This is a genomic window from Mycolicibacterium arcueilense, assembly GCF_058536225.1.
The window spans coordinates 287,068-303,742 of the sequence record NZ_JBZTYL010000007.1 but is presented as its reverse complement, the minus strand read 5'-3'; the positions used below and the strand labels follow the sequence as shown (position 1 = coordinate 303,742).

At 67.4% G+C, this 16,675-nt stretch carries 16 protein-coding genes; 4 read left to right on the top strand and 12 right to left on the bottom strand.

Going from position 1 to position 16,675, the window contains the following annotated elements; genetic code table 11:
* Positions 1 to 166 precede the first annotated feature (166 nt).
* Positions 167 to 529, top strand: a complete 363-nt coding sequence (locus AC4LGL_RS05635; RefSeq protein WP_491837986.1) for a hypothetical protein — start codon at positions 167 to 169, stop codon at positions 527 to 529.
* A gap of 156 nt (positions 530 to 685) precedes the next feature.
* Here AC4LGL_RS05635 and groL read toward each other — a convergent pair whose 3' ends face one another.
* Entirely contained in the window at positions 686 to 2,305 is a 1,620-nt protein-coding gene (gene groL, locus AC4LGL_RS05630) for a chaperonin GroEL (RefSeq protein ID WP_491837985.1), read from the bottom strand.
* A gap of 87 nt (positions 2,306 to 2,392) precedes the next feature.
* Positions 2,393 to 2,695, bottom strand: a complete 303-nt coding sequence (gene groES / locus AC4LGL_RS05625; RefSeq protein WP_036390082.1) for a co-chaperone GroES — start codon at positions 2,693 to 2,695, stop codon at positions 2,393 to 2,395.
* Between the two features lie 258 nt (positions 2,696 to 2,953).
* Between groES and AC4LGL_RS05620 the strand changes: the two genes are divergently transcribed.
* The gene (locus AC4LGL_RS05620; protein WP_491837984.1) at positions 2,954 to 4,246 is read left to right on the top strand and encodes an HNH endonuclease signature motif containing protein; all 1,293 of its coding nucleotides are present in this window, start codon (positions 2,954 to 2,956) and stop codon (positions 4,244 to 4,246) included.
* On the opposite strand, the gene AC4LGL_RS05615 is transcribed toward AC4LGL_RS05620, so the two are convergent.
* Genes AC4LGL_RS05615 through AC4LGL_RS05605 form a run of 3 tightly spaced genes read right to left on the bottom strand, consistent with a single transcriptional unit; the run spans position 4,181 to position 8,468 of the window.
* On the bottom strand, positions 4,181 to 5,848 hold the full coding sequence (locus tag AC4LGL_RS05615) for a diol dehydratase reactivase ATPase-like domain-containing protein (RefSeq protein WP_491837983.1): 1,668 nt from the start codon (positions 5,846 to 5,848) through the stop codon (positions 4,181 to 4,183). The genes AC4LGL_RS05620 and AC4LGL_RS05615 overlap by 66 nt on opposite strands.
* Positions 5,845 to 6,204 carry a diol dehydratase small subunit gene (locus AC4LGL_RS05610; protein ID WP_491837982.1) on the bottom strand — a complete coding sequence of 120 codons (360 nt, stop codon included), beginning with the start codon at positions 6,202 to 6,204 and terminating at the stop codon, positions 5,845 to 5,847. The genes AC4LGL_RS05615 and AC4LGL_RS05610 overlap by 4 nt, the downstream gene beginning before the upstream one ends.
* Positions 6,201 to 8,468 (bottom strand): propanediol/glycerol family dehydratase large subunit, encoded by a 2,268-nt coding sequence (locus tag AC4LGL_RS05605; protein ID WP_491837981.1) that lies wholly within the window; start codon positions 8,466 to 8,468, stop codon positions 6,201 to 6,203. Before AC4LGL_RS05605 ends, AC4LGL_RS05610 begins: the two co-directional genes overlap by 4 nt.
* A 263-nt stretch (positions 8,469 to 8,731) precedes the next feature.
* Between AC4LGL_RS05605 and AC4LGL_RS05600 the strand changes: the two genes are divergently transcribed.
* Both AC4LGL_RS05600 and AC4LGL_RS05595 read left to right on the top strand, forming a co-directional pair.
* Positions 8,732 to 10,174 carry an APC family permease gene (locus AC4LGL_RS05600; RefSeq protein WP_491837980.1) on the top strand — a complete coding sequence of 481 codons (1,443 nt, stop codon included), beginning with the start codon at positions 8,732 to 8,734 and terminating at the stop codon, positions 10,172 to 10,174.
* Between the two features lie 112 nt (positions 10,175 to 10,286).
* Entirely contained in the window at positions 10,287 to 11,321 is a 1,035-nt protein-coding gene (locus AC4LGL_RS05595) for a PucR family transcriptional regulator ligand-binding domain-containing protein (protein ID WP_491837979.1), read from the top strand.
* Position 11,322: 1 nt separating this feature from the next.
* Here the strand turns inward: AC4LGL_RS05595 and AC4LGL_RS05590 are convergent, their stop codons facing one another.
* From AC4LGL_RS05590 to alr, 7 genes are read right to left on the bottom strand one after another with little or no spacing between them, the layout of a single operon-like run.
* Positions 11,323 to 11,790: a nuclear transport factor 2 family protein gene (locus AC4LGL_RS05590; protein ID WP_491837978.1), complete on the bottom strand. Its 468-nt coding sequence runs from the start codon at positions 11,788 to 11,790 to the stop codon at positions 11,323 to 11,325.
* Complete coding sequence (tsaD, locus tag AC4LGL_RS05585) at positions 11,787 to 12,809, bottom strand: tRNA (adenosine(37)-N6)-threonylcarbamoyltransferase complex transferase subunit TsaD (RefSeq protein ID WP_491837977.1); 1,023 nt, start codon at positions 12,807 to 12,809, stop codon at positions 11,787 to 11,789. Before tsaD ends, AC4LGL_RS05590 begins: the two co-directional genes overlap by 4 nt.
* Positions 12,806 to 13,267 (bottom strand): ribosomal protein S18-alanine N-acetyltransferase, encoded by a 462-nt coding sequence (gene rimI, locus AC4LGL_RS05580; protein ID WP_491837976.1) that lies wholly within the window; start codon positions 13,265 to 13,267, stop codon positions 12,806 to 12,808. Before rimI ends, tsaD begins: the two co-directional genes overlap by 4 nt.
* Positions 13,264 to 13,908 carry a tRNA (adenosine(37)-N6)-threonylcarbamoyltransferase complex dimerization subunit type 1 TsaB gene (tsaB, locus tag AC4LGL_RS05575; RefSeq protein ID WP_491837975.1) on the bottom strand — a complete coding sequence of 215 codons (645 nt, stop codon included), beginning with the start codon at positions 13,906 to 13,908 and terminating at the stop codon, positions 13,264 to 13,266. Before tsaB ends, rimI begins: the two co-directional genes overlap by 4 nt.
* Positions 13,905 to 14,372 carry a tRNA (adenosine(37)-N6)-threonylcarbamoyltransferase complex ATPase subunit type 1 TsaE gene (gene tsaE, locus AC4LGL_RS05570; protein ID WP_055109778.1) on the bottom strand — a complete coding sequence of 156 codons (468 nt, stop codon included), beginning with the start codon at positions 14,370 to 14,372 and terminating at the stop codon, positions 13,905 to 13,907. Before tsaE ends, tsaB begins: the two co-directional genes overlap by 4 nt.
* Positions 14,365 to 15,453: an alpha/beta fold hydrolase gene (locus AC4LGL_RS05565; RefSeq protein WP_491837974.1), complete on the bottom strand. Its 1,089-nt coding sequence runs from the start codon at positions 15,451 to 15,453 to the stop codon at positions 14,365 to 14,367. The genes tsaE and AC4LGL_RS05565 overlap by 8 nt, the downstream gene beginning before the upstream one ends.
* Positions 15,450 to 16,619 (bottom strand): alanine racemase, encoded by a 1,170-nt coding sequence (gene alr, locus AC4LGL_RS05560; protein ID WP_491837973.1) that lies wholly within the window; start codon positions 16,617 to 16,619, stop codon positions 15,450 to 15,452. Before alr ends, AC4LGL_RS05565 begins: the two co-directional genes overlap by 4 nt.
* Positions 16,620 to 16,675 lie beyond the last annotated feature (56 nt).

Sequence of the window (16,675 nt, the reverse complement as noted above, 5' to 3'; positions counted from 1 at the left end):
CCGGTTATTTGGGCAGTAGCCTTCCGTCATCTTTCGTATAATTCGTGCAGGCTGGCAAGTTGCTGGGTGCGTGAATATAGGAGGAGATGAATTGGCAGTACACGAGGGTCTCTGGGTGTTGATAGGCACTGCAGCTCCAGTGATTGCAATCGGAAATACTGTCACCGTGACGCGCGGCATGAAGCTCGTCAATAGCGTCAGAATGGTGCGTAAACAAAAACCTGAGTTATGGCCGATGGCACACAAGTTTAGCTACCTGATGCTGGGGACGGCATTAGTTAGCCTCGTGATTTGTGTTGAGGTTCTCGGCGTATCCGCGCTGTCGCTATCGACAGACCGTGACGTGGCCTCAGCACTAGTCCATGCAATCCTGACGGCAATCGCGCTAGGCTTACTGCTCCCCCAGTTAATCGGTGAGGCGTGGATAAGTGGAATGAACTTCTTTGATGACGAAATCAGCAAGGCGAGAGCGAATCTCGAAAGATCGACCGATAGAACCTATCTGAACGTCGATCCTGATCTTGCCTAGTCGGCTTCAGCGATAAATCGTTGACAAATGGCTCGGCGAGCCAACTCCACTGCCCCCGCGCAGCATGAAGCACCATACGAGATTCAGATAACTACCCACACAGCAGAGAACGCCCCCGGCCTCAGATGACCGGGGGCGTTTTCGCTATTCAGACTGCTAATGAGCGTGGCCGTGATGATGACCGGCATGCTCATCATCTTGGCTTACATTCTCGACAACCGCGGTCTCGGTCGTCAGGATCATGCGCGCCACGGATGCGGCGTTGAGCACCGCCGAGCGGGTCACCTTGGCCGGATCCACGATGCCCTCGGCGACCAGGTCACCATAGGTCAGGGTGGCGGCGTTGAAGCCCTGCCCGTTGGACTGCTCGCTGACCTTGTTCACCACAACGGAGCCGTCCAGGCCGGCGTTGGTGGCGATCCAGTACAGCGGGGCCGACAGTGCCGACGAGAACACCTCGACACCGAGAGCCTCGTCGCCCTTGACCTCGCCGCGCAGCTTGTCGAGGGCCGCACGGGCCTGCACGAGCGCCGCGCCACCACCGGTGACGATGCCCTCCTCGACGGCAGCCTTGGCCGCCGCGACGGCGTCCTCGACCGCTTCCTTGCGCTTCTTCAGGTCGGTCTCGGTGGCCGCGCCGACCTTGATCACCGCGACGCCGCCGGACAGCTTGGCCAGCCGCTCCTGCAGCTTCTCCCGATCCCAGTCGGAATCGGTGGTCTCGATCTCGGCCTTGAGCTGCTTGACGCGGTCGGCGACCGCATCCTTGGATCCGCCACCGTCGACGATCACGGTGCTGTCCTTGGTGACCACGACGCGACGGGCGGAGCCCAGCACGTCCAGGCCGGCCTCGCGCAGCACCAGGCCCACGTCGGGGTTGACGACCTGGCCACCGGTGACGATGGCGAGATCGTCCAGGAACGCCTTGCGACGATCGCCGAAGAACGGCGCCTTGACGGCGACGGCCTTGAGCGTCTTGCGGATGGCGTTGACCACCAGCGTGGACAGGGCCTCGCCCTCGATGTCCTCGGCGATGATCAGCAGCGGCTTGCCCGATTCGGCGACCTTCTCCAGCAACGGCAGCAGGTCGGGCAGCGAGCTGATCTTGTCGCGGTGCAGCAGCACCACCGCATCCTCGAGCACCGCTTCCTGCGAGTCGAAGTCGTTGACGAAGTAGGCCGAGATGAAGCCCTTGTCGAAGCCGACACCCTCGGTGACCTCGAGTTCGGTGCTCAGCGTCGAAGACTCTTCGATCGTGACCACGCCGTCGTGACCGACCTTGGTCATGGCCTCGCCGACCAGCTGACCGATCTGCTCATCGCGCGAGGACACCGTGGCGACCTGGGCGATGGCTTTTTCGTCCGACACCGGGGTGGCCGCGGCCAGCAGGGCCTCGGACACGGCGTCGGCGGCCTTGCTGATGCCCTGACCCAGGGCGATGGGGTTGGCACCGGCCGCGACGTTGCGCAGGCCGGCCTTGACCAGGGCCTGAGCGAGGACGGTAGCGGTGGTGGTGCCGTCGCCTGCGACGTCGTTGGTCTTGGTGGCCACCGACTTCACCAGCTGGGCGCCGAGGTTCTCGAACGGGTCTTCCAGGTCGATCTCGCGCGCGATGGTCACACCGTCATTGGTGACCTGCGGGCCGCCGAAAGCCTTGGCGAGCACCACGTTCCGACCGCGCGGACCCAGCGTCACCTTGACCGCATCGGCGAGCTTGTCGACGCCGGCCTCCATGGCACGGCGCGCAGTCTCGTTGAACTCAATCTGCTTGCTCATAAGTCTCTTTCATGACTCCTAACGCATACCGCCCCGGAAACCGCCCGCACTGAAACGCGGGGATCTCCGGGGCGGACGCACGAGTACTTACTTAGCGACGACAGCCAGCACGTCGCGGGCGGACAGGATCAGGTACTCCTCGCCGTTGTACTTGATCTCGGTGCCGCCGTACTTGCTGTAGATGACGGTGTCGCCCTCGGCAACGTCCAGGGGGATCCGCTTCTCGCCATCCTCATCCCAGCGGCCGGGGCCAACTGCGACGACGGTGCCTTCCTGCGGCTTTTCCTTGGCGGTGTCGGGGATAACCAGACCGGAAGCGGTCGTGGTCTCGGCCGCGTTGGCCTGAACGAGGATCTTGTCCTCGAGTGGCTTGATGTTGACTGCCACGATGGAAGCCCTCCACTTGTTTGGGTATTGAGCTCCGGTGTGCTCCGGGGCCCTCGGGTTAACCAGGTGTTCGGCATGCGCCCGTGCCCCTCGCTCCGTCGTCGCGGGTGCCGGCGCTGGGGGTTGGCCGCGTGCCACCTAGCACTCTATACATGCGAGTGCTAGCACTCAAGGGTGGGTTGTGCGCCGCCCGAGAACTCATCCGTGGGCTGAAACCCTGTCGAAGAGACCGAGTCAGTGAACGGTGCTACACTCGAACACATGTTCGAAGATAGTTGGAACATCGACCCCGACGCCACGGAGGCGGCGTTGGTGGAGCAGCTAGCCGCGATGACCCGCGCGACCGCCGGCATTGCCGCGGCACAGGCCAGAGTGACGACGATGCTGGAGGCCAAGCGCCTCGCCCGTAAGGCCGCTGAGGGTGTGCCCGCCGCAAGACGCGCTCAAGGGCTGGCATCCGAGGTGGGGCTGGCCCGCAAGACCTCCCCTTGGCACGGGGCCAAGTATCTGAAGATGTCCAGGATCCTGGTCGACGACATGCCCTACACGCTCGCGGCTCTGCAGTCCGGCGTGCTTACCGAAGACCGGGCGATGATCATCGCGGACCAGGCCGCCTGCCTCTCACCAGCAGATCGACACGCGATGGACGCCGAACTGTGCGCGGATCCCGCAGTGCTGGATGGTCTTGGGGACAAAAAGGTTGAGGCTGAGGCCGGGCGGGTGGCTTTTCGGCTCGACCACGACGCGGTGATGGCGCGCATCAGCCGCCATCAGTGCGATCGCGCTGTCACGCTGCGTCCGGCCCCGCACGGAATGGCGTACGTGACGGCGCTGCTGACCTCCGCAGAAGGCGTTACGGCCTATCAAGTGCTGCAGGCGGAGGCCGCCGCCGCCAGGGCCGCCTCGATCGCCGCCGGAAGTGGATGCCAGGGGCGAGGCCCGTTGATGGCCGATGCCTTCTACCGACGGGTCACCGGGCGTGAGGTCGAAGCCGCGGTCCCGGTCGCGCTCAATCTGGTGGTCTCCGACGAGAGCTTGTTGGCCCAGGGTTCCGAACCGGCGGTGCTGCAGGGATACGGCCCCATCCCGGCAGAGGTGGCCCGGCAGATGACCTTGGCGGCGCTGCTGGACCGCCAGGCCGAGGCCGCGGTGCGCAAGCTCTACGCCGATCCGGCCACCGGCAACCTGGTCGCCATGGAGTCCACCGCCCGGGCGTTCCCCAAGGGGCTGCGCTGGCTGATCGCCATGCGTGACCAAAAGTGCCGCACGCCGTATTGCGACGCCCCCATCCGGCACATCGACCACATCACCCGGCACGCCGACGGTGGCGCGACCACCTCCGTCAACGGGCAAGGGCTTTGCGAACGCTGCAATTACGCAAAGGAAAGCCCCGGGTGGCAGACCGCGACCACCTACGACGGTTACGGCCGGCACACCACAGAACTCACCACGCCGACCGGTCGGACCTATCGAAGTACCGCCCCGCCGCTACCCACCGGCGCGCGGGTGTTCACCAGCGACATCCACGTCGTGCGCATTCACGCTGCCGCCTGACCGGTCGACCCGGTCCAGCTCTTCATCCCGCGGCTGACCGCCCGGCATCCGCGCCGCCATGGCCACCAGTCCATAGGCCACCGCGAACCGATGCCCCAGCTGACCGGCCACATTTCCCCGGCCCACACTCACGTCGTGGCCGAGCTGCTCACTGACCGCTCGGACCAGTTCGTCGTCACTGGCGCCGCCTCCGACGAGCAGCACTCCGGTTACCCCGGGGGCCGCCCGCTCGATACCCCGCATCACGTTGCCACCGATCACCTGTCGTTTGGCGGCCAGGCGCCAACTGCGCCACTCGGCACCCGACAGCCGCGACGTGAAGGGCAACCACCCGCTGGGGGCCGCGGTCAGCAACCATCCGCTGCACCGGCCGCTGACCGGCGTGTCCAAGAACTGTCGCCGACCGTGTTCGTCCTCGATGATCTGGACGGTGACAGCCGTGACCGCCTCCGCCCGTTTGGCGTATTCGGCGGCGCTTCGGGAGATGTCCAGGGCGGTGGCCGTCGCCGCCGTCAGCAGCTGTCCGGCACCCGGCAGCACGACGCGGGATCCGTCGGACACGACATCGACGGTGCCCCCGCCGACATCCACCACCACGACCTCGGGAGTGATCCCGGGAGTGGTGAGAGCGCCGACGCGGGCCGCTGCAGCCTCCGAGGCAACCCGTGTCACCGGCACGCCCAATGCCTGGGCCAACTCGTCGGCCCCGGCCGGCGGTTCGTGCTCGCCGGCCATGTTCGCCATCACCAGGCTGTCCACGGTGACCGACCCGCGCCGCGAATTGGCTTGCGCCGCGATGTCAGCGAGGTAAACCACGTGGGCGCTCTCCCCCACGGGCCGGACGACGGGTGCGGCAGCCGAGGGTTCGGCATCGCCGAGGCTGACCACCGCACAGGCACTGTCGAAGAGCTGGTCGGCGATCACGCGCGCGTCGGCCCGCTCGGCCTCGCTCAGCCCGAACACATCGGCGAGCCAGAAGGGATCGGTGAGACGTTGCAGAGGCGCGACGCCCTGGCGGACTTCGACGGCGACGCGGGTCGCCGGCAGCAACGACTTGATGTCGACGTCGTCGACGACGGGCAGAGCAGTGTTCAGCCGATTCGACACCAGCACGGCCTCGTCGTTGGCCGTCAACACCGCGGTGACGTTGCATCCCTGGGCTACAGCGTCATTCACTCGCTGCGCGACCTCACGGTATCCCCACTGCGCCGTCGCGCAGGCGACGACCGGGCGGCCGGGATCCACGTCACCGAGGCACTCGACCGGAACCGGCTTCCCCACACCGACCGCATCTCCCGCGGTGGTGGCGGCCGACCGGGTGACGATCGTCAGCCTGCCTGTCCGTCGGGTTTCGAGTTGAACCTGTTCGACGGTGGACTTCACAGGCGGTGTCGGCGCAAACGCTGCCCGGTCGATCACCAGCCCGTGCGACTCGGCCAGGCGCCGCACCAACTGCGCGGCGCCCTGCAGCGCCCGGGGCGATCCCTTGCCACCACGGGTCGGCGTGCGGGCACTGGCCAGCACCGTCAGTTCGGTGTCCATCCGGCAGAGCACCACCTCGGTGGTGGAATTGCCGATGTCGACACCGGCCCAGACGGTCACCGCAGCAGGCCGCGCCGCTGGTAGGCCGTCGCCGCCTCCCGGACCAGTGCCGCGCAGGCGGGCGCATCCCGGTCGGCGAGACGTTGCGCCAGTTCCTCCAGCTCGGCGAAGGTCGACCGGCGGGGCCGCAGCGCCTCGTAGGCGTCGAGCATCTCCTCGGAGCTCAGTGCGGTCATCTCAGCAGCCCGCCGCAGGTTCATCCCCAATTGCAGGGAGCCGGAGCGCTCCGCGATATCTGCTTGGGACAGAAGGGTTTCACGGCTGATCCGGATGTCGTCGAGAACCAGTTCACCGTTGCGGGCGGCCTCGACCGTCACCTCGGTGAGGCTGCGGCCCGAGTGTGCGGTGATCGTCATCGCTTGAGCTCCAATTCCATGTTCGCGCCCTGGTTGTCGCATTCGGACCGCTCGATCGCCACCATCGACACCACTCTGGTGTGGTACCGGGCGGTGATCGCCTCGTCGGTGTACGCGTTGCGCATCGGGGCAGGCGTCGCACCCTTGGCGTGCCGGCCGGCGTTGATGCCGATCAGCCGGTACATCTCTGGGGTGATCAGCGGTGCCACACTGAGCAATTCGAGGTTGGCCAACGGCGGGAGATCGCGGCGGTGGATCAGTGTGGTCCCCTTGGCCTGAAGCCCGACGCCGATCCCGGAACCGGACAGCCGGGCCGCGGACTTGCCGATCACCCCGAGATCCACGGAGTCGGCGATCCGAACCAGGCGCGGCACACACTGCTCCTCTTCCAGCCCGGCCAGGATCTGTTCCAGCGCGTCGTAGACGGTCATCCCCGACAGGGTGCGAAACAGCTTGACGCCGAACGCGGGAGACACACCGATGACAACTTCGCGGGGATCTTCTCCCACGCCCGCGGCCCCACTGACGATCAGCCGGTCCGGATGAGCGAAGGTCGCCTGCTCCTTGACCAGGTCGGTCACCGACCGCGCCTGACGCACGGCGTCGATCTGAGCTTGACGCTCTGGCGTCGGCCGGTACCCGGTGCCGGGACCGCGGTAGTCGTTCGGATCCTGCAGCGCTGACAGCACATTCATCTGTTCGTCGAAGATCGCCGCGGTCTGCAGGTAGTCACCGGTGACGCGGGCCTTCGCCATGTTCAGGACCCGTTCGGCGATGTCGGTGAATCCCGTCTCGGCGAGCGCGGCGACGATGTCGAGCACCGTCAGACCCGACTGCTCGATCATCCGGGCGGCGCTGAGCACCTTGACCCCGTCGGTGGGCGGCAGGTCCTTGGAACCCGCCGCCCCGACAACGGTTTCCACATGCTCGTCGTCGAAATCGGCGAGCCCCAGATATTCGAATACCGCCCGGGTGGCCTCGGCCGCCTGACGGCGCATGGCTTCCAGCGTCGTCGGGTCCACCGACCGCAGCCCGCCGTCGACGCCCCAGTCACGCTGCATCACCAGATAGTCATCGAGGTCGGCGGCATTGAAGTTGGACGGGCCGAACATGTTGTCGTAGGCCACCACCGAACCGAAGCCGGAGAAGATGAAGTCCGATCCCGACAACAGAACCGGCAGCGTCCGGCTGGTTCGGCGCATCGTGGACTCGGAGACCAGCGAGTCGTTGCCGCTGCACGATTCCAGCCCGCGCAACATGACCATCAGGTTCTCGGCGATGAGTTCGCGGACACCGCCGGGCACCGACGCGGTGATCGAGGCGCCGTCGATGCCGCCGTTCTGAACCCCCTGTGCACCAATTCCTTTGGCCAGGGCGACGCAGCGGGACTCCAGGTAGTTCATCGACTTGCGCTCGGCCTGGCCCATCAGGACCTCCGAGCCCGCCCCGCTGGACAACCGCATCTTGATACCGCGGGAGGCGTAGGACGACGTGAGAAACGCCTTCGACCACGGGGTGTCGTCACCGTCGGTGAACACCTGCTCGGTGCCGTACACCGAGACCGTCTCGGCGTAGGACACCAGGCCGCGCACGCCGAGTTCCAGCTCGCGCGCCTCCTCGACCGAGCACTGTGTCAGCGCCCCGGGCGCGGGTACCTGCGACCCGATCAGCAGACCGACCGCGACGGCCGGGGCGTCATCGAGCACCGGGACGGTGGCTTCGAGTTCGCGGAACCCGTAGACGACGGCAGTGGCGGCATCGGCCGCGATGAGCAAGGGGTCGTCGAGGCGGTTGGTGACATGTGCCTGGTTCGCGGGCGTGCGGCGGGCCCGCATCTTCATCATCGCCATCTGGATCTCCACGGGCTGCAGCAGCGCCACCACCCGGGCCATCTTGGCCGGGGTCAATCCGCTGCAGACGCGCAGCACCTCCTCGCGCGGCACACCCGAGTCGACGATCATCCGGGCCAGCTCGACGTCACTCATCGCCATCGATCGCGGTGCCTCCGCGGGATCGACGGCGTAGCGCACGATGAACTCGTCGATGGTGTCGAAGTCGGCGACGGACTTCGAATCCATCTCCACCACGGTGCCGTCGTCGGCCACCTTCCAGGACGGTTCCGGATCGTAGGGCGACAGATGGGAGATCATGCCCAGCTCCGGGTCCGCCTGGGCGAATCCGTCCAGGTTGACGCGCTGCTCATCCAGCAGTCGGATGCGTCCCAGCCGGTGATCCTGCTCGGTTTCGCTGCTGTCCGGGTTCATTGCAGTCGTCGTACCTCTCTGTCGGCGTGACGGGTGTGTCGCGTAACCGGCCAAGCATCGACTGGATGCCGCGGTGGAAACAACATCCTCCCGGCACCTTCCAACAAAGTGTGTGACTGCGGAGCGGCCGATGTGAACTGGCTTACAACAAGGTGTTGGAAAGTGATCAACTGCAGTGGCGAAGCGGCCTGTGATTCTCGCAAACTTGCCCCGGACTTCACCCAGCCGCCAACTGCGGCGGGCAGTTAGGAGGAATCAACCCAATGACCGAGGTTGTCAACGCGGGCCAGAAGACCCCACCTGATACGTCATCGGACGGCCGTCCGGCCAAATTGCGCGGCCACCTCGGCGTGCCCGCGATCGTGCTGATGGTCGTGGCGGCCTCGGCGCCGCTGTCGACCATCGGCGGCAATGTGCCGATCGCGATGGCGTTGGGCAACACCACCGGCATCCCGGTCGCCTTCATCGTCGCTGGCGTCATCTTCGGCCTCTTCGCGGCCAGCTTCGTCGCGATGTCGAAGTACGTCACCGACGCCGGGGCCTTCTACGCCTACATCCGTGAGTCGCTCGGCCGGGCGGCCGGCACCGGTGCGGCCGTGCTCGCGCTCCCGGCCTACATGGCGACTCTGATCGCCGTGGCCGCCTACGACGGCGTCATCCTCAACGAGCTGATCACCCGGTTCGGTGGACCTGATCTGCCCTGGTGGTTGTTGACCGGCGTGGTGCTGGCAGCCGTCGGTTGGCTCGGCTACCGCGACATCGATCTCAGTGCCAAGGTGCTCGGTGTCTTCCTGGTGTCCGAGGTCGCGATCCTCATGGTGGTGGATCTGGTCATCGTGGTGCGCGGCGGCGAGCACGGTCTCACGGGTGACTCGTTCACCCCGCAGGGCATCGCCGGCGGATTCGGCATCGCCCTGCTGTACGCCCTGTGGGGATTCGTCGGCGTCGAAGCGACCGCGGTTTTCCGGGACGAGGCCAAGGACCCTGACCGCACCGTGCCCCGGGCCACCTACTGGGCGGTGGGCATCGTCGCGGTCTTCTACGCCTTCACCAGCTGGGCCCTCGTCGAGGGCAACGGCGGGCACGACGCCATCCAGCTCGCCACCGACGACCCCGACAACTTCATGGTGAACACCGCGGGCAAGTACCTCGGCATGGTCGGACGTGACCTGAACACCATCCTGTGGTCTGTCAGTGTCTTTGCGTGTGCCCTCGCGTTCCACAACATCGCGTCGCGCTACGCGTTCGTGCTCGGACAGAGCGGCGTGTTCTCGAAGAAGATCGGCAAGGTGCACGAGCGTCATGGTTCACCGTCGAACGCCTCGCTGGTCATCACCGTGGCCTCGTTCGTCGTGATGGGTATCTGTGCCGCGCTTCAGCTGGACCCGGTGTTGCAGATCTTCGGACCGGGTGGTGGCCTCGGCATCCTGGCCCTCGCGCTGCTGTGGCTGCTGACCACGATCTCGGTGGTGATTTTCTTTGTCCGGCGTGGCAACTCCACCGGCAAGGTGGTGCTGGCCTCGTTCGCGACGCTCGCCCTGGCAGCGGCCCTGGTGCTGGTGGTGTCCAACCTGACCCTGGTGGTCGGCGGCACTCCCGCGCTGGCGGCGATCTTCGGTGTGATGCCACTGATCTTCTTCGCAGTGGGCATGCTGCTGAGCCGACGGTCCACCGGGGAACTGGCCTCGATCTCGTCCGTCGGCTGACCGAACCCCGACGTCGGTGGCCACCTACCGGGCAGGTGGCCACCGACGTGACTGGTCGCTGATACCGTCGGCTTCGACGCACCGCCGAGCAGTTGATCAGAAGGGAAGCGGCATGTCCGAGGACTCGTCGCTGAGTGTGGCGGCGGTCTTGACGATTCCACCCCTGGACCAGGGTTCAGTGGTCGCGGGCCACCGGGGACTGGCCCGCGAGGTCCGCTGGGTGGACATCATCCACGCACCCGCCGAGGACTTCGTCCGACCCGGCGACCTGGTGCTCACCACCGGCGCCGACCTCAAACAACCCGGTGTGCGCGAATTCCTGGTTTCCCTGGTGGCCTCACCGGCCGCCGGCATCATTCTCAGCCCACCCCCCGATGTGGACGCGCGCGACCTCCTCGAGCTGCTGATCCCGCTCGCCGACCAGCATGCGTGCCCATTTGTCCTGCTGCCCTGGGAAATTGCCTTCGCCGATGTCCAGAAGACCATCCTGCCGCTGATCGGTCCTTCCCCGCCGGACACCGGGGTTCAGATGGTCATCGGGCGCCGCGTGCGTGACGATCCCCAGTGGGGCGAGGCCGCCGACAGGTTCGCCAACGCATTGCACGAATTGGCGCTCGCCGCCGGCCTCACGGTCACGTCATCGGTCACCGATGATCTGGTCATGGGCCATTTCTCTTCGGCCCCAACGGAATCCACGGTGTCCGGATTGGTCGATTCCGCACAGCGACTCAGCAGGCTCCCCGACGACCTCGTGACCTGGGCACTGCTGGCGCCCGCGCCCGGCCATGCGGTCACCGTTGCCGCCCCGGTTTCGCCCGCCCTACCCGAAGGCCCGGTCGGTCCCATGCAGTTCGCCGAGGTGCTGCGTCAGCACCCGCGCAGCATGGCGTCCGTCCTGCAAACGCTTCAGCCGCTCATCGACTACGACAAGACCCGGCGTGGACAACTGGTGCACACCCTGGAGATCCTGCTCGACGAAGCGACGAACACCAGTGCGGCGGCGCGGGCGCTGTTCCTGAACCGCCACTCGCTGCTGTACCGGATCAAACTCATCGAGGAACTCACCGGGCTGTCACTCAAGAACCCCGCCGACCGTTTCCAGCTGGAGGTCAGCGTGCGGGTTCACCACATCAACGAAGCGCGCTGACCTAGCGTTCGTACTGTCGCGGGTCGACGTTCAGGTGCGCCGAGACGTCACCCACCATCTCCACGTCGACCTTGCGTTCGGTGAAGTGCCAGCCCTCGTCATCCCGCGCGAACGTGTCGAAGTACCGCCCGACGACGATGGGCTGTAGCGGAACGGCTTTCGGGCCGTCCGGGACGTGTTGCACGACGCAGAACGTCGAGCGGGCTTCGGCCCGGTCGCCGTCGAGTTCGACGATCGGATTGAGCACCAGGTGACGGGTTCGGGTGCGGTTGCCGTGCTCGGGGAACCGGCGCGTGGTGTGGGCGAACAACTTCGCGATGGTCTGGGCTCCAGAGACGCTGCCGGAAGCCGGGCCGCCGAAGGTGGCCCGGCCCAGTAGCTCCCCGACCCCGTCGAAGTCGCCGGCGTCGATCAGCTCGGCATAGCGGTACAGCAGCTCTGTGACGTCAAGCTTGTCCGCGAAACTCATGCAACCTGTCCCTTCACCACCGGTAGACCCGGGTCACTGGCCGCATCCAGCGGCGACGGTTCTGCCCCGGCCGCGATCAGGTGTGCCGCGAACGAGGCGATCATCGCGCCGTTGTCGGTGCACAACCGCGGCCGCGGCACCCGCAGCGCCAGACCCGCTGCCGCGCAGCGTTCCTCGGCGAGTTCACGCAGCCGCGAGTTGGCCGCCACCCCGCCCGCGATGAGCAGGGTGGAGACCCCGAGATCGGTGGCGGCGCGGACGGCCTTGGCGGTCAGCACGTCGGCAACGGCCTCCTGGAAGCCGGCCGCCACATCGGCCTGGGAGGCCTCCGGATGAGCTTCCACGTAGCGGGCGACCGCGGTCTTCAGTCCCGAGAAGCTGAACACGTACGGGTCGTCACGCGGCCCGGTCATGCCGCGGGGAAAGACGATGGCGTCACGGTCCCCGGTGCGGGCCAGCTCGTCGAGCACCCGTCCACCCGGATAGCCCAGCCCGAGCAGCCGGGCCACCTTGTCGTACGCCTCACCCGCGGCGTCGTCGACGGTGCTGCCCAACTCGATGATCGGCTGCCCCAGCGACCGGACATGCAGCAGATGGGTGTGCCCGCCCGAGACCAGCAGGCCGACACTTTCGGGCAGCGGCCCGTGGTCGTACACGTCGGCGGCCAGGTGCCCGCCGAGGTGATTGACCCCGTAGAAGGGAACGTTCCAGCCGGCGGCGTATGCCTTGGCGGCGGCCACCCCGACCAGCAGCGCCCCGGCCAGACCGGGGCCGATGGTCGCGGCAACGACGTCAGGCCGCTCGATGCCTGCGGCGTCCAGCGCCCGGCGCATGGTCGGGCCCAGCGCTTCCAGGTGCGCGCGCGAGGCGATCTCGGGAACGACGCCGCCGTAGCGGGCGTGCTCGTCGACGCTGGAGGCGACCTCGTCGGCGAGAAGCTTGACGGTTCCGTCTGCGGCGAGATCGGCGATGCCGACTCCCGTTTCGTCACAAGAGCTTTCGATGGCCAGGATGATCACGTCGGGCCCCCTTGGGGAAGGCGTTGCATGGTGTAGGCGTCGGCGCCGCTGGCGCGGTAGTACCGCTTGCGCAGGCCGATGTTGACGAATCCGACGCTCTCGTACAGCGCGATGGCCGGTTCGTTGTCGGTGCGGACCTCCAGGAAAACCGTTCCGCCCGAAGCGTAGTCGAGCAGGCCGTCGAGCAGCCTGCGCCCGATCCCCTGCCCCTGGAACTCGGGATCGACACCGATGGTGTGGATCTCGTACTCGTACGGGCGCATCCGTCCCAGCCGGGAGATCCCGGCATAGCCGACCAGAACGCCGTCGCTGCGGGCCGCGATATACCGATTGTGCTTGGCGTCGAGTTCGGCCAGGAACGCCCGGGCCGGCCATGGGTCGTCGCCGACGAACAGCTTGGCTTCCAGCTCGGCACACCGCGTGGCGTCGGCACGGGTGAGTGCGTCGTACACGGTCACTTCCGCACCGCCGCAGAAGTTTTGGGCACAGAGGGTTTCGCGTCGGGCCGACGCAGATACAGCGGCACCAGCGGCTGCGGATCGCCCCAGTCGCCCACCGCCAGCACCAATCCCGCCGGCGTCGGGTACACCACGTCGAGCCGGGGCAGCGCGAACAGGGCCGCGTGATCGGGTGAACCGGCCACCGCGGCCGAAGGCTCCAGTGCCACATCGGCGGGTGCGTTGACGGCGGGCCCGTCGACCCGAACTCCGTCGCGGTAGCGCGCCCAGTACACCTCGCGCCGCCGCGCGTCGGTGACCACCAGCACGTCGCCGTCGGTGTGAACACCGATGGCGTCCAGGCTGCACACCCCGTGCACCGGAACACCCAGTGCGTGGCCGAAGGCGGCGGCACTGGCCATCCCCACCCGCAGCCCGGTGAACGGACCTGGTCCGCAGCCGACGACGACCGCGTCGAGCTCCGCGACAGTAATACCGGCATCGGACACTGCACCGAGCACGTTGGGCGTGAGCTGCTCGGCGTGGGCCCGGGCATCCAACGTCACCCGTTCGGCGACGGTACGCACGGCGCCGTCCTCGGCGCGGTGGACCACGCCGGCGCTGACCGCCGGGGTCGCGGTGTCGATGGTCAAGATGTTCATGGGGCGCTCCACTGCCAGATCACCGTGCGCGTCTCGGTGTCGGTGTCGCGCTCGATGCGGATGTCCAGGTGATGATCGGAGAGCCGTTCGGCCAGGCCCTCGCCCCACTCGACCACCACCACGGCGTCGTCGAGATCGGTGTCGAGGTCGAGCGCATCGAGCTCCCCCAACAGGTCGACGCCGGGATGGTCGAGCAGCCGGTACATGTCCACATGCACCATCGCCGGTCGGCCGGCCTGCCGGGCGGGATGCACCCGGGCCAGCACGTACGTCGGGGAGACCACCGGCCCGTCCACGTCCATCGCCGCCGCGATGCCCTTGGCCATCACCGTCTTGCCCGCCCCCAGCGGACCCGACAACACCACCACGTCACCGGCTTTCAGCCCCGCGCCCAGTGTCGCGCCCAGGGCGATGGTGTCCTCGGTGGTGGCGAGCTCGGCCGTTCCGGCGCTGCGCTCAGCCACGGAACCGGACCCGATCGCGGACCCGGCGGGACAGCGTGACCAGTTTGGAGGGCGTAGCCCGCTCCACCAGACGGACCAGTGCGTCGTCGATCACCACGGGCTCCTCAAGCTGGACCAGATGGCCGGCTCCCCCGACGATCACCAGTTCGGAACGGGGTAGCTGTGCGGCCATGGCCTTTGAGTATTCCATCGGGGTGAGCAGGTCCCGGTCACCGCAGGCGATGAGTGTCGGCACCTTGGCCAGTACCCGCAGCGCCCCGGCCTCGTCGTGGACCTCGAGGGCGTGCAGGAATTCGACCAGCGTGGTGATCGACGTGCCGTGCATCATCCGCTGGGAGAACTCGACGACGCTGGGGCTGACCGACTCGTCGCCGTAGGACGCCGCGCGCAGGATCGGCCCGATCACCGACCGGGCCGCGCCGCGGGTGCGGTGCACAGCACCGGGGGCATAGCGGGCCAGGAACCGCACCGCCTCCAGCGCCGGGTTCCGCAAGATCTCCCCCAGCGGTGAGCGCGCCACACCTTCGACGGCCGAGGAGATCACCGCGGCGCCGACGATCTGTTTCGGGTAACGGTGCGGGAACTGCCGGGCATGCGAGAGGACTGTCATGCCGCCCATCGAATGGCCGACGAGTACCGCGGGTCCACGTGGGACTGTCACGGCCAGAACGGCTTCCAGGTCGCGCCCGAGTTGTTCGACGGTGTAGGTGTCCGGCGGCGCCGTCCCCGACTGTCCGTGGCCACGCTGGTCGTAGAACACCATCCGCACCTGCGGGCCCCACTGATCGGCCAGCCGGGTGCGCTGAAAGTAGAAGGCGCCCATGCGCAAACAGAATCCGTGGGCGAACACGACCGTCAGCGGTGCGTCGTTGGGGCCGACCTCACGCACGGCCAGCGGCACCCCGTCAGCTGTCGTCACCACGGAACTTCGGTCGGCGTCCAGACGCTCGAAATCTTCACCCAGGTAGGGATCCTCGCCGGTGCTGCGCCGGGTCAGGGACCGCGCCACCGACCTGCCCGCCACCGTGCCCACGGCGGTGAGCCCGGCGGCACCGGCCAGCCACTGAGCATTGCGACTCAACGCTCGCGACCTGCCTGCAGATAGGTGCGGGTGATCCGGCCACGTGGGCTGGTGGCCACCTCGTAGTTGATGGTGCCGAGCAGTTCGGCCCAGTCCTGGGCGGTCTGTTCGCCCTGGGCGCCGGGACCGAACAGGATCGCGTCGTCCCCTTCGGCCACGTCGGTGGCATCCGGGCCGAGGTCGACGACGAACTGATCCATGCAGATCCGCCCGACGGCCGCGCGGCGCCTGCCCTTGATCAGCACCTCGATTCTTCCGCTCAACGAGCGGAAGATGCCGTCGGCGTAGCCCACCGGCAGCAGCGCCAGCGTGGTGTCCCGGTCGGCGATCCACCGGTGACCGTAGGACACCCCGTCGCCGGCATGCACCGAACGGACCAGTGCGACAGGGCATTTCAACGTCATGGCGGGAATCAGACCCATGTCGCCACGCTCGGGGATGGGGCTCAGCCCGTAGACCGCGATCCCGGGTCGCACCATGTCGAACGCCAGATCCGGCCGGGTCATGGCGGCGGGCGAGTTCGCGATGTGGGCCACCTCGAACACCACACCCTGCTCGGCGGCCTGCTCGCGCATCGCGGTCAGGCGCTTGCCCTGCAGCTCGTTGAACGGGTTGTCGGGCTCGTCGCCGTGCACCAGGTGACTCATGATGCCGCGCACCCGGATCGCGCCATCGGCCTGGGCCCGGGCCAGCGCGGTGACCATCGCGGGGAAATCTGCCGGGCTGACGCCGTTGCGGCTCAAACCGGTGTCCACCTTCACCGTGACCGTCGCAGCGCGGCCGGTCTGGCGCACGGCGGCCAGCAAGTCGTCGAGCTGGCGCACCGAGGACACCGCGACCTGCACATCGTTTTCCAGTGCCGGCGTGAAGTCGGCGCCCGGCGGGTGCAGCCAACACAGCACCGGAGCGGTGATCCCGCCAGTCCGCAGCGCGACCGCCTCGGCGATGGTCACCACCCCGAGCTCGGCGGCCCCGGCGGCCAACGCGGCCTTGCCCACCTCGACGGCACCGTGGCCGTAACCGTCGGCCTTGACCACAGCCATCACCCGGGCGGCGCCGGCATGTTCACGCAGCAGGCGGACGTTGTGGTCGATCGCGCCGAGGTCCACCACCGCCTGCGGCGATGCGTGTGGGGTCAGCGAGGTCGCGCGTTCGGTCGTCTGCATGTCATATCACCGCCGACCATTGTCCCAGAGGCACAAATCCGGCCTGATCAGCGGAC

What these genes read in the sequence shown, in the direction of transcription:
- alr (WP_491837973.1), bottom strand. Translation starts at nt 16,619, where the DNA reads ATGCAGACGACCGAACGCGCGACCTCGCTGACCCCACACGCATCGCCG.
- AC4LGL_RS05590 (WP_491837978.1), bottom strand. Translation starts at nt 11,790, where the DNA reads ATGAGTTTCGCGGACAAGCTTGACGTCACAGAGCTGCTGTACCGCTAT.
- AC4LGL_RS05610 (WP_491837982.1), bottom strand. Translation starts at nt 6,204, where the DNA reads ATGACGATCACCGCACACTCGGGCCGCAGCCTCACCGAGGTGACGGTC.
- AC4LGL_RS05620 (WP_491837984.1), top strand. Translation starts at nt 2,954, where the DNA reads ATGTTCGAAGATAGTTGGAACATCGACCCCGACGCCACGGAGGCGGCG.
- AC4LGL_RS05605 (WP_491837981.1), bottom strand. Translation starts at nt 8,468, where the DNA reads ATGAACCCGGACAGCAGCGAAACCGAGCAGGATCACCGGCTGGGACGC.
- tsaB (WP_491837975.1), bottom strand. Translation starts at nt 13,908, where the DNA reads ATGAACATCTTGACCATCGACACCGCGACCCCGGCGGTCAGCGCCGGC.
- AC4LGL_RS05600 (WP_491837980.1), top strand. Translation starts at nt 8,732, where the DNA reads ATGACCGAGGTTGTCAACGCGGGCCAGAAGACCCCACCTGATACGTCA.
- groL (WP_491837985.1), bottom strand. Translation starts at nt 2,305, where the DNA reads ATGAGCAAGCAGATTGAGTTCAACGAGACTGCGCGCCGTGCCATGGAG.
- AC4LGL_RS05595 (WP_491837979.1), top strand. Translation starts at nt 10,287, where the DNA reads ATGTCCGAGGACTCGTCGCTGAGTGTGGCGGCGGTCTTGACGATTCCA.